Origin of the sequence: Leclercia sp. AS011, assembly GCF_037152535.1 — a bacterium.
In the GTDB taxonomy this organism is placed as follows: Bacteria; Pseudomonadota; Gammaproteobacteria; order Enterobacterales; family Enterobacteriaceae; genus Enterobacter.
Genome location: NZ_JBBCMA010000001.1, coordinates 482,824 through 494,712, shown reverse-complemented (window position 1 = coordinate 494,712; position 11,889 = coordinate 482,824). Strand labels below are relative to the sequence as shown.

General features: G+C 42.1%; 10 protein-coding genes. 1 reads left to right on the top strand and 9 read right to left on the bottom strand.

Going from position 1 to position 11,889, the window contains the following annotated elements:
* Positions 1 to 43 precede the first annotated feature (43 nt).
* Positions 44 to 1,024 carry an LPS O-antigen chain length determinant protein WzzB gene (wzzB, locus tag WFO70_RS02200; RefSeq protein WP_337014485.1) on the bottom strand — a complete coding sequence of 327 codons (981 nt, stop codon included), beginning with the start codon at positions 1,022 to 1,024 and terminating at the stop codon, positions 44 to 46.
* Positions 1,025 to 1,218: 194 nt separating this feature from the next.
* Between wzzB and WFO70_RS02195 the strand changes: the two genes are divergently transcribed.
* The gene (locus tag WFO70_RS02195) at positions 1,219 to 2,223 is read left to right on the top strand and encodes an NAD-dependent epimerase (RefSeq protein ID WP_337014484.1); all 1,005 of its coding nucleotides are present in this window, start codon (positions 1,219 to 1,221) and stop codon (positions 2,221 to 2,223) included.
* Positions 2,224 to 2,268: 45 nt separating this feature from the next.
* Here the strand turns inward: WFO70_RS02195 and ugd are convergent, their stop codons facing one another.
* From ugd to rfbA, 8 genes are all read right to left on the bottom strand, one after another.
* Complete coding sequence (gene ugd / locus WFO70_RS02190; RefSeq protein WP_337014483.1) at positions 2,269 to 3,435, bottom strand: UDP-glucose 6-dehydrogenase; 1,167 nt, start codon at positions 3,433 to 3,435, stop codon at positions 2,269 to 2,271.
* Between the two features lie 252 nt (positions 3,436 to 3,687).
* Entirely contained in the window at positions 3,688 to 5,094 is a 1,407-nt protein-coding gene (gene gndA, locus WFO70_RS02185) for an NADP-dependent phosphogluconate dehydrogenase (RefSeq protein WP_166182926.1), read from the bottom strand.
* A 171-nt stretch (positions 5,095 to 5,265) separates the two neighbouring features.
* Complete coding sequence (locus WFO70_RS02180) at positions 5,266 to 6,438, bottom strand: O-antigen polymerase (RefSeq protein ID WP_337014482.1); 1,173 nt, start codon at positions 6,436 to 6,438, stop codon at positions 5,266 to 5,268.
* A 14-nt stretch (positions 6,439 to 6,452) separates the two neighbouring features.
* The gene (locus tag WFO70_RS02175) at positions 6,453 to 7,346 is read right to left on the bottom strand and encodes a glycosyltransferase (RefSeq protein WP_337014481.1); all 894 of its coding nucleotides are present in this window, start codon (positions 7,344 to 7,346) and stop codon (positions 6,453 to 6,455) included.
* A 41-nt stretch (positions 7,347 to 7,387) separates the two neighbouring features.
* Positions 7,388 to 8,287, bottom strand: coding sequence for a rhamnosyltransferase (locus WFO70_RS02170; protein ID WP_337014480.1), 900 nt, complete (start codon positions 8,285 to 8,287; stop codon positions 7,388 to 7,390).
* Between the two features lie 84 nt (positions 8,288 to 8,371).
* On the bottom strand, positions 8,372 to 9,457 hold the full coding sequence (locus WFO70_RS02165) for a glycosyltransferase WbsX family protein (protein WP_337014479.1): 1,086 nt from the start codon (positions 9,455 to 9,457) through the stop codon (positions 8,372 to 8,374).
* Positions 9,458 to 9,563: 106 nt separating this feature from the next.
* A complete protein-coding gene (locus tag WFO70_RS02160; protein ID WP_337014478.1) occupies positions 9,564 to 10,793 on the bottom strand; it encodes an oligosaccharide flippase family protein in 1,230 nt (409 codons plus the stop codon).
* Positions 10,794 to 10,963: 170 nt separating this feature from the next.
* Complete coding sequence (gene rfbA, locus WFO70_RS02155) at positions 10,964 to 11,842, bottom strand: glucose-1-phosphate thymidylyltransferase RfbA (protein WP_337014477.1); 879 nt, start codon at positions 11,840 to 11,842, stop codon at positions 10,964 to 10,966.
* Positions 11,843 to 11,889: the final 47 nt, after the last annotated feature.

Sequence of the window (11,889 nt, the reverse complement as noted above, 5' to 3'; positions counted from 1 at the left end):
AAAAACCGGGGAAACCCGGTTTTTTTTAGCTTGCAGGCCTGTATTAGGCTTTGGCTTGGTAGTTGCGCAGAGCGTTACGGCCTAATACGACGCCGGAGCCGATGATACCGCCCAGCAGTACCGCCAGAACCAGCACCAGAGAACGTTTCGGGCTGTCACGGCGAATCGGCAGATCCGGCTTCATCACATAGCGATACGCATGGATAGTGGTCGGATCGATCTTCAGTTTCTCGATATCCAGCAGTTTCTGTTTGTTTTGATAATAGCTGTCGGACAGCGTCAGCGGACGTGAGGCTTCACGCGCGATCATGGCTTGTAGCGCATCAGTACCTAACAGGAACATGGTTTCCTGAGTCACATCCTGTGTCTGCTGGATTTTAGGCGTAGTAATGTTGGCCGCTTCGGCATACTTCAGTGCTTCAGCAACCTGTTTGATCCGCAGATCTTTTTGCTCTTGAGCAATGGTTTCCTGGTTACCCATTACGTCCTTCAGGGTAGCTACCTGCTGCTTGATGTTGTCGTTGAGATCGACTTCAAGCTCTTTTTGAATTTGTTCATCAACCTGCTGGATGTACTGCGCCACCTGCTTTTGCGCCGACTCGGCCGAGCTATTCACATAGTGGATACTTAATGGGAAGTTTTGGCCTTTCACCGTAGGTTCGATTGTCAGTTTTTCAGGTTCAGCCTGATTTTCGAGCGACTGGGACAACGCCGAGAAAGAGGCGTTATAGCGGGTAATAACGCTCTCCTGGATATCCGACAATTTTGGTGCAGCGGCACCAAAAAGAATATTCAGTGCGGTGCTGTAATTGCCTATTTGTGCTGCATCAGGTTGGGTGATGATCGCAGAAGAAGTCCACTTTTCTTTGGCAAAAACCAAATACACCCCAGCGATAATTAGGGCGATGGCGACAAATGCAGCGATTAGCCATTTCCCACGCCAAAGCTGTACCAATAGATCAATCAAATCAACCTGCTCAGGGTCACTGCTTCGCGTGACCACATTATTGTTGTTCTGCGTCATATAATCCTTCGAAGGCGAAAAAGCGCAAATAATAAAGTTTCAGATATAGTTTATCGATTGTTGACGGATTTTCTATAGGAATCCGATGAGGCATATCGAAAATATGAGGTTTGGATACCCTGCGCATCGCGTTATCATACCCCAAATCCGGTACTTAACGCACCGGGCATGATAAGTCACAGATGAGGACAGTTATGAAATTTCTGGTCACTGGCGCAGCAGGCTTTATTGGCGCTCATGTCAGCAAACGGCTTCTGGATGCCGGACATCAGGTTGTGGGTATCGACAACCTCAATGACTATTACGATGTGAACCTGAAGCAGGCGCGTCTTGATCTGCTCACCTCCGCGAACTTCAGCTTTCATAAGCTAGAACTGGCCGACCGCGACGGTATGGCGGCCCTCTTCGTCACTGAAAAATTCGATCGGGTGATTCATCTCGCCGCCCAGGCGGGCGTCCGCTATTCCCTGGACAACCCGCATGCTTATGCCGAAGCAAATCTGGTGGGTCATCTGAACGTGCTGGAAGGCTGCCGTCACAATAAGGTACAGCACCTGCTGTATGCCTCTTCCAGCTCCGTTTACGGACTTAACCGTAAGATGCCCTTCTCGACCGACGACTCCGTGGATCACCCGGTTTCGCTCTACGCTGCGACCAAAAAAGCCAACGAGCTGATGTCGCACACATACTCCCATCTGTACGGTCTGCCGACCACCGGCCTGCGCTTCTTTACCGTTTATGGCCCGTGGGGTCGTCCCGACATGGCGCTGTTCAAGTTCACCAAAGCCATGTTGGAAGGCAAAAGCATTGACGTTTACAACTTCGGTAAGATGAAGCGCGACTTCACCTATGTCGATGATATTGCTGAAGCTATTGTTCGCCTGCAGGATGTGATCCCTCAGGCTGACAGTGAATGGACGGTTGAGTCTGGCTCTCCGGCAACCAGTTCCGCTCCTTATCGCGTCTATAACATCGGTAATAGCTCGCCAGTCGAACTGATGGACTACATCACGGCGCTGGAAGAGGCGTTAGGCATTGAAGCAGATAAAAACATGATGCCGATTCAGCCTGGCGATGTGCTGGAGACCAGCGCGGATACTACCGCCCTGTATGAGGTCATCGGCTTTAAACCGCAGACCTCGGTTAAAGAGGGCGTGAAGAACTTCGTGGACTGGTATCGCGAGTTTTATAAGGTATAAAAAAAGCCCGGCGATGATGCCGGGCTTTTTTTGGGCGTCGATGAATCAGTCGCTACCAAACAGATCGCGGGTATAGACTTTATCCGCCACGTCAGCCAGCTCTTCAGCCATCCGGTTTGAGATAATTACATCCGCTTCCTTCTTGAAGGCATCCAGGTCGCGAACCACGCGCGAATGGAAGAATTCATCTTCCTTCATCACTGGTTCATAAATGATGACCTGAACGCCTTTCGCCTTAATACGCTTCATAATTCCCTGAATGGAAGAAGCGCGGAAGTTATCCGAACCGCTCTTCATGATCAGACGGTACACGCCCACTACCTTCGGCTGACGCGCCAGAATAGAGTCGGAGATGAAGTCCTTACGCGTGCGGTTAGCATCCACAATCGCAGAAATTAAGTTATTCGGCACGGACTGGTAGTTAGCCAGCAGCTGCTTGGTGTCTTTCGGCAGGCAGTAGCCACCGTAACCGAAGGATGGATTGTTGTAGTGGTTGCCGATACGCGGATCGAGACATACGCCTTCAATAATCTGACGGGTGTTCAACCCCAGGCTCTCTGCGTAGCTGTCCAGCTCGTTAAAGTAGGCGACACGCATTGCCAGGTAGGTATTAGCAAAGAGTTTGATGGCTTCAGCTTCTGTCGCATCAGTGAACAGGACATTGATGTCCTTTTTGATGGCGCCTTCCTGTAGCAGGGCAGCAAAACGTTCTGCACGCTCCGAGCGCTCACCAATGACGATACGGGACGGGTGCAGGTTATCGTACAATGCCCTGCCCTCACGCAGAAACTCAGGTGAGAAGATGACATTATCGATACCCAGCTCTTCTTTAATCGATTGGGTAAAGCCCACAGGAATGGTCGATTTGATGATCATCACGGCGTTCGGGTTGATCGCCGTTACATCCTTAATCACCGCTTCTACGCTTGAAGTGTTGAAATAGTTCGTTTTTGGATCGTAGTCAGTTGGCGTCGCAATGATTACAAAATCCGCACCGCTGTAAGCGTCAACTTTGTCGGTAGTGGCGCGGAAATTCAGCGGCTTATTTGTCAGATAATCCTGGATCTCTTTATCCACAATGGGGGAGATCTTCTGGTTAAGCATATCCACTTTGGCCTGCACGATATCAAGGGCTACCACTTCGTGGTGCTGTGCAATCAGGATCCCGTTGGAGAGACCCACATAACCTGTTCCGGAGATTGTAATTTTCATTGAATTAACTTCTTTAAGTTAAGTGTCGGGAGCGACAACCGCCCCACCGCAATAAGCAACTTTTGGGGTTTTTACCGCGTATGCCAAGTTGATGTCAAGGCGAATGGCTGGCTACAGAAAGGGACAATTACAGTGATTTATGCTGCAGTATAGTCTGTCGAATGAACCAGCTGAGGCAACACGGGGATATTACGAATAAAAAAAACCCGGTGACGTTCACCGGGTCTCGCTACATGACTGAGTTAAATCAGATTAATCCAGCCACTCGGTGTGGAACACACCTTCTTTATCGGTACGTTTATAGGTGTGTGCGCCGAAGTAGTCGCGCTGCGCCTGAATCAGGTTGGCAGGCAGAACGGCAGCACGGTAGCTATCGTAGTAAGCGACTGCAGCAGAGAAGGTTGGCACCGGAATACCGTTCTGTACTGCGTAAGCCACAACGTCACGCAGCGCCTGCTGATAATCATCAGCGATCTGCTTGAAGTATGGTGCCAGCAGCAGGTTGGCGATGTTCGCATTTTCAGCGTACGCATCGGTGATTTTCTGCAGGAACTGAGCACGGATGATGCAACCGGCACGGAAAATCTTCGCGATTTCACCGTAGTTCAGATCCCAGTTGTTCTCATCAGATGCGGCACGCAACTGAGAGAAGCCCTGTGCGTAAGAGACGATTTTACCCAGGTACAGCGCGCGACGGACTTTCTCGATGAACTCCGCTTTGTCGCCAGCCAGCTTCGCCTGTGGACCGGTCAGCACTTTAGATGCTGCAACACGCTGCTCTTTCAGAGAAGAGATATAACGTGCGAAGACCGATTCGGTGATCAGAGACAGTGGCTCGCCCAGATCCAGTGAACTCTGGCTGGTCCATTTACCGGTACCTTTGTTCGCCGCTTCATCCAGAATCACATCGACCAGGTATTTACCCTCTTCATCTTTCTTGGTGAAGATATCTTTGGTGATGTCGATTAGATAGCTGCTCAGCTCGCCGTTGTTCCAGTCGGTGAAGGTTTGCGCCAGCTCTTCGTTGGAGAGATTCAGGCCACCTTTCAGCAGAGAATAGGCTTCTGCGATCAGCTGCATATCACCGTATTCAATACCGTTGTGAACCATCTTCACATAGTGACCCGCACCATCCGGACCGATATAGGTCACACACGGCTCACCATCTTCAGCCACGGCAGCAATTTTAGTCAGGATTGGCGCAACCAGCTCATAGGCATCTTTCTGACCGCCAGGCATGATAGACGGGCCCTTCAGCGCGCCCTCTTCACCACCGGAAACACCGGTACCGATGAAGTTAAAGCCTTCAGCAGACAGTTCGCGGTTACGACGTATGGTGTCGTGGAAGAAGGTGTTACCGCCATCGATGATGATGTCGCCTTTTTCCAGATATGGCTTAAGGGAGTCGATGGCCGCATCTGTGCCAGCGCCTGCTTTCACCATTAACAGGATACGACGAGGCGTTTCCAGAGATTCAACGAACTCCTGAACCGTATAGAAAGGAACGAGTTTTTTGCCCGGGTTCTCGGCAATGACTTCTTCGGTTTTGTCACGGGAGCGGTTGAAAACGGAGACGGTATAACCACGGCTTTCGATGTTCAGCGCCAGGTTGCGCCCCATCACTGCCATACCGACGACGCCGATCTGTTGTTTGGACATTATTTACTCCTATAATATTGCGCGACGAGTTATTATTATCAAATTTTTAATACAAAACAATGGAAAAGCCAAGCATTATTTGCATATGTTGGCATTCTATTTTTTGGGTTATAAATTTAACCTAGCTTTTTTTTAATGTAATGAATTATAAATTATTGGATTTTTTTGTTTTCACATCACCATTTTTCTACCACATCTCAAACGGCTAAACACTGTGATAAATATTATTTGTAGAACACAAGAACTAAAGGTAAGCATATTATTAAATGATAAAAATATAGCTATTGATGTCAAGGTTGCAGCGGTGGACAGAAGATAACTATTTTTATTAAGCCATATAAAAAGGAAGTTAAAAATCAAAAACCATGCAAAATACATTATTAAACCGGCGATTCCGAATGTAATAAGGGGCATGCAAAAAGCAGTCCCGACATTTAGCTCAGGAGTGATTTTTATAAGAGAAAATCTTTCGTCCATGGTTGGGTTTGTATATTTAGAAATAAAATCCGGATAGATAGAAGTTGCCAGAAAATCGCCTATATCTCCCTGATTAAAGTTTCCTTGATTTGCTTGCAGCATTAGATTTGCGAAAGGGGACGTGGAATATAAATACACCCAAAAGAAACCAGTTGGTAAATTTTCAAATACGGGGCTAGCCTCACCTATTTTTAAAATCGCATCTGCTTCTTCATAACCTGATGACAATAATCGTTTATCACCCAAAATACCGAAGCCGACAATAACGGCAATTAGCATAGCGCCAATCAAAGTAAAGTGTTTAATTTTTATTTTAACCCTTAATGAAGCTATGTACATTAGTGCAATAGGAAATAATATTAAAAGAAGAGCGCCACGATTTAGGATAAGTATAGTAATAATTACCGCTAATAAAGGCGCGATTAAATAATACTTACTTCTCGTCAAAAGATACCGTTCAAAATTTATTATAGCTGAAGCTGACAAATAACCCATATAAAACACATGGAAAGTTTTTATACCAAACTGTGTATAATCATACACTGCACCTTTAAGCACTAAAAATAATGGAACCCCTCCATTATTGGCGCATTCAAGAATAAACCCCACAATGAGAATAGAATTAGAGAAGGTTCTTTTTGATATAGACTGTGAAGTTTGGAACAAATTTTTATTTCGTGATAAAAGGGTTAGGTGATATACCCCCCCAAGAAATAAACACATAACTATAAAACAAGCAAAAATAAGATTGAGCGAGTAATCATTAGTTTTTAAATAAAGATCCGATAATCCCATATTAAAAGAAATAAAAACATATAAAAAGGTTAATCCAAACATTAGAAAGGGATTAATTAATATCTTTCTCATCAGAAAATAACCTATTAAATGATATTTAAAATAAAGAGGACCATTAACGTAAGTTTATCACGCAAGCGCCGTCTGAATTTACAAACCTGAAAAGCTAGACCCAGCCGCCCAGGATAACCATTATTCATTTTATAAAATATTTTTTTTGTATCATGGTTGCCTAACAATATCATTATTTTATTAATTTCATTTCTGTACCATTTCTTTTTTACTAAACTAATTCTTTTTTTCCATGCTGCAAATGAATTATTGGCACCGACTTGATTCGATTCATGTTGACGGTAAAGCATAGATGGGTTCGAATCAATAAACCAGGCATAATTATTCTGCCTGGAATAGGCATATAATAACCAATCATGTAATTCAACATTTTGCGCTTCACTATTATCCCGAAGGAATCTAATGAATTGAGTTGCTAAATCAGCTGTAAACACATAAGTACATCCGGGTCCTGCCGCTTCAAAAAAATGATCATATTTAACTTGCGGCTGTGCTTTGTCAACCAAAGTCTTCGCATTATACTTATCAAAAGCAATGACATTACTTGAGTAAGCTTTATAATCATAATTTTTTAATACAGTAACAGCAGTTGCTAGTTTATTAACATTCCAAATATCATCCTGATCTGAAAAGGAGATATAACTGTATTTTTCACAGGGTACATTCAATAAAAGATGGTAAAAATTTTTTCCTGCTGAGCCATATCTCTCACCATAAGGTAAAAAATAAACATTAGGCAATGAGCTATATTTATCTACCAGATAATGAAATGAATTATCAGTGGATAAGTCGACATTAATATATAAATCTAGTGATACATCGCTTTGCTTTAAAATACTTTCAATTTGCTCATCTACCCAGTTTCGCCCATTGTAAACAGCAAGTAATACAGCTATTTTTTCCATCATTTAAATCTCAATAAATTGCTTAAAAACTCATTTTAAACACATTATTTCTTAAAGATGCGCGGGTTTTCACCCTTCACATTGCGTAGACCATCCAGAACACCATAAATAAATGTTGACGCATATTGTTTTTTATTCTTTTGAGTCAGAATGAGAAGGAATGAATGTATTATTGAAAATACGACTTCCCGAACTGCTAAAAGCTTTGGAACATGTGGATATCTTACTAAATGAATCGAGTTTCTAACCCGGTAATATCGTCGACTTGCGCTATGTACAGGCACACAAAAGCCCATAAAATTGAAACTATTATCACCAATGGAATGTAGCATTTTGGCTTTAGGGATTACATGAACCTTTATTCCCTGCGAAAAACATCTCAAACACCATTCTGTATCTACATAATCAATAAATAAAGCAGAGTCCATTACGCCTACTTTATTGAAAATAGCACGACAAACGATTGTACCTGACGAAATTACAGTAGAGGAGGTGAATATCTCGCTTTTGCCATGAGAATAATGCTTAACACGCCTTCCATTCTCCTTTATATCAGTGATGGCGTATTCGAAGCCTTTCTGTTCATCATAGAATACGGGCGCGCAAATCTCATACTCATTTGTTTCCATTGGCCCTTTTAAAGAGGCAATAAAATTACTTTCTATCTTACTATCCTGATCAAAGAAAATAATATATTTGTAACTATTTTTTAGACATTCGGCAATTCCGATATTTTGAGCTTCAGCAATCCCTTTATTGCTCCCTAAAGAAATATAAGAGCAACCTTCATTGGCTTCAAGAGTTTCATTGTTATAGGTACTATTATCGATAACAATAGCATCACAAAATTGATGTTTTAATCCGTTTATTAATGATATGACATGGTCAACATTAGGATTATACGTCACTATAACAGCACATATATCATTTTTATTTAGGCTCATTACTTAAACCAATATCTCAAATAAGAAGGTTGCATTAATCGCTACACATTAAAATGAAGTAATTTTGTATGTTATAATAAGTGACTAATTTTTATTTTTACTAACAACATCTTTAATAGCTTCAAGATAAGCATAACCATGTTTTTCGTCTGGTTCCAGATATGTACCTTCTGCCCATTCATTCCATGCATTAATGAATAAATAAGGTGCATCCGCGGACTGCGACTTATCATACAGCTTTTCAAGGTTTTCTTTGAAAACTTCAGGACTGCTACCACGCATAACTAAATATTTATTTTTCTTACGCGCTGTATTATCCCAATCAACGAATGCACCTGGATACACAGTACTAGAAAATTCTTTTTCTAAAATTTTATTCCACACAGCTTGGTAAGATAACACCTGTTCAGCAAACTTAGTTTGTAATTTTTCATTAGATATTTGTTTAATACGGGTAAATATTTTTCTTGGTAAAGCACTTACCCCACCCATACTATGTCCAAAAGTACACATAGGTTCAAAATTTACAGCGGCATCAAAATCAAGTTTCCGCTCATCACGGGAGAAGCTTGTCAGCATGGTAACAAAATGAATGTCACCAAAGGAGGTCTTGCTGGCAAGTTTACGCCAGTAATTGATCCAGTCAGCGCAACGATCGAAACTTGCTGAACGGTAAAGCAAAAATATCGGCTTACCATTTTGTCTCATATACCGTTCATCTTCAAAGAAGGGTTTCAAATAATTGAAATGCTCTAACCAATCCTCTTCATTGCCATAATCCTGTGGCATAATGACATCACGATGGCTGCCATCCCAGCTTCTTGTCCATGGTTCATTAGCCCATGCGAACATAAATGGCAAATTAATGTCTTTATTTTCAAGCAGTAGCTCAGCAGGTTTATCCAGAAGTCTTTTTCCGTTAAACCAGTAGTGATAAAAACAAAAACCATCCACATGATATTTTTCAGCTAGCGACGCTTGCCATTCCAAAGTCTCTTTATCGAGAAGATTATAATAATTAGCATTCATCGGCACTCTGGGCTGATAATGATTTTTGAATAATGGTGTTGCTTTTTTCACATTAGTCCATTCGGTAAAACCTTCCCCCCACCATTTATTATTTTCTTCTATTTCATGAAATTGTGGAAGATAAAAAGCTAAAACTTTCATCAAAATTTCCTTTATATTAACTACTTAAATTCAATGTCTCAAAAAATTAATTCAATAACCCTTGATGCTAATACAGAAAACGCAATTACCAGGGGCTACTCCTTCACTATGCCAGATTATTATTTTGTGTAGCTAAACGATAACAATATCGAATAAATAAACACGAAATAATGGTCTCCGTAAATAAAACGCTGATCGTCACACCATAAACAGGCGCACAATGAATAAGCGCAATCGCCATAATAATATGTAATATGCTAATTCTTATATATGTATTGCGTACAACTGCAGTATGATCATTGGTAATTAACCACCATTGACCAAAAACTATACCGATAGAGACAATAAATGGTAGAGGGGACATCAAAAGTAGAATAGATGATGCGACCCGATACTCTTCACTAAAATAAAATAGGGATACTGGATATCCAACCACAGCAATGGAAACAGAGACGAACAACCCGAACAGTATGAATTTCTTACCATACAAGCTCAGAATATCTTTAAAATTAGATCCTTTACTTACCAACGCGCTTACTCTTGGAAAAAGAGCCTGTTGCACTGGTGTAAGCAGGCCTTGGGCAGCAACTCTAAGTTTGTCAGCCGCAGAGAAGTAGCCTGCATAGACCGGCCCAGCAAAATAACCAATGATAATGACGTTTAAAGTAGTATAAAAACTGATCGTAATATTTGATATAAATAAATCAAACCCACCTTTCAACGAAGCCAGGACATCTGGCAACCCGCATTTTGTAAAAGCCACCATTTTATTTTTACGTATATACACCATAGCGATAATCCCTGAAACAAACATTCCAAGTGATTGACTAAAAATCGCCAGGTCAATATCATTTGAATCTCTTACTAATAAGAATACCGCAATCAGAGAGAAACATTTTGCTATGGTGGTACTAACAACTATGCCTTGCATTTTTTCCAACCCCTGGAATAACCAGATCGGGAAAAATACAGTACCGAGAACAGCAAACATCCCGCAGAAAAATAGTTTGACGTAAATATCCAGTCCAAATATTAATGAATATACTACCGCAGCAAGTAGGAATATTAAAAAAAGTAAGAACTTAGATATTGTCGTTTCAGTGTATATTTTATTTAGCAGATGTACATTTTCTTTATTTTTAGTAATCAATAAGGTTGCACTAAAATTAAATCCATAATCAACAAAAATAATAGTATATTGAATCCAAGCCTGCACCATTGCCATAATGCCGAAATGCTCAGCGCCAAGAACCCTCATTAAATAGGGTAAAGTCAACAAAGGAAAAAGATAATTAGACGCCTGAACAAAATAAAGTAAGAATATGTTTTTTTTCACGTATTACTATTCTCATTTCTAACTTAGACTGAAAGCCTGAATCATTTTCATAACACAAGCTTTCAGTTAATTAAAAACATTGTGCTTCATTAAACGATGTTCCAGGAACATCCTTTACGATACTTTGGCGTCATCTAAAAATTGAATGGCCGCACCTACGTCACACTCAATCAATAGCCTTTAAGCATTTTCAACAAATACTGCCCGTAAGCATTCTTCGACAAAGGTTTAGCAAGTAACTTAACTTGCTCCGCATCAATAAACCCTTTGCGGTAAGCAATCTCTTCAGGGCAGGCAACCTTCAATCCTTGGCGCTCTTCAATTGTCGCAATGAAGTTACTGGCTTCAATCAGACTCTGATGTGTACCGGTATCCAGCCAGGCAAAACCGCGTCCCATCATGGCAACAGATAGACGGCCCTGCTTCATATAAAGACGGTTAATGTCCGTAATTTCCAGTTCACCACGCGGTGACGGTTTAAGGCTCTTCGCCATCTCAACAACGCTGTTATCATAGAAATAGAGACCGGTTACGGCGTAATTACTTTTTGGCTCAACCGGTTTTTCTTCGAGACTGACAGCCGTACCTTCTTTATCAAACTCAACGACGCCATAGCGTTCAGGATCGTTCACATGATAAGCAAAGACGGTAGCACCGCCCTCTTTATTCACCGCGGCGTCCATTAACTTCGGTAGATCATGGCCATAGAAGATGTTGTCACCCAGCACCAGCGCACAGTCGTCCTCACCAATGAACTCTTCACCCAGGATAAATGCCTGCGCCAGGCCATCCGGACTCGGCTGGACTTTATATTGCAGGTTCAGTCCCCACTGACTACCATCACCGAGCAACTGCTCAAAGCGTGGCGTATCCTGAGGGGTGCTGATAATCAGAATGTCGCGAATACCCGCCAGCATAAGCGTGGAGAGCGGGTAGTAAATCATCGGTTTGTCATAGATAGGCAGCAGTTGTTTGCTGACAGCCATAGTGACCGGATACAGACGGGTTCCAGAGCCACCGGCTAAAATAATCCCTTTACGCGTTTTCATTTCATCATCTCTAATATGTGCAAAATGCCCGTAAACGGGCATTAAAT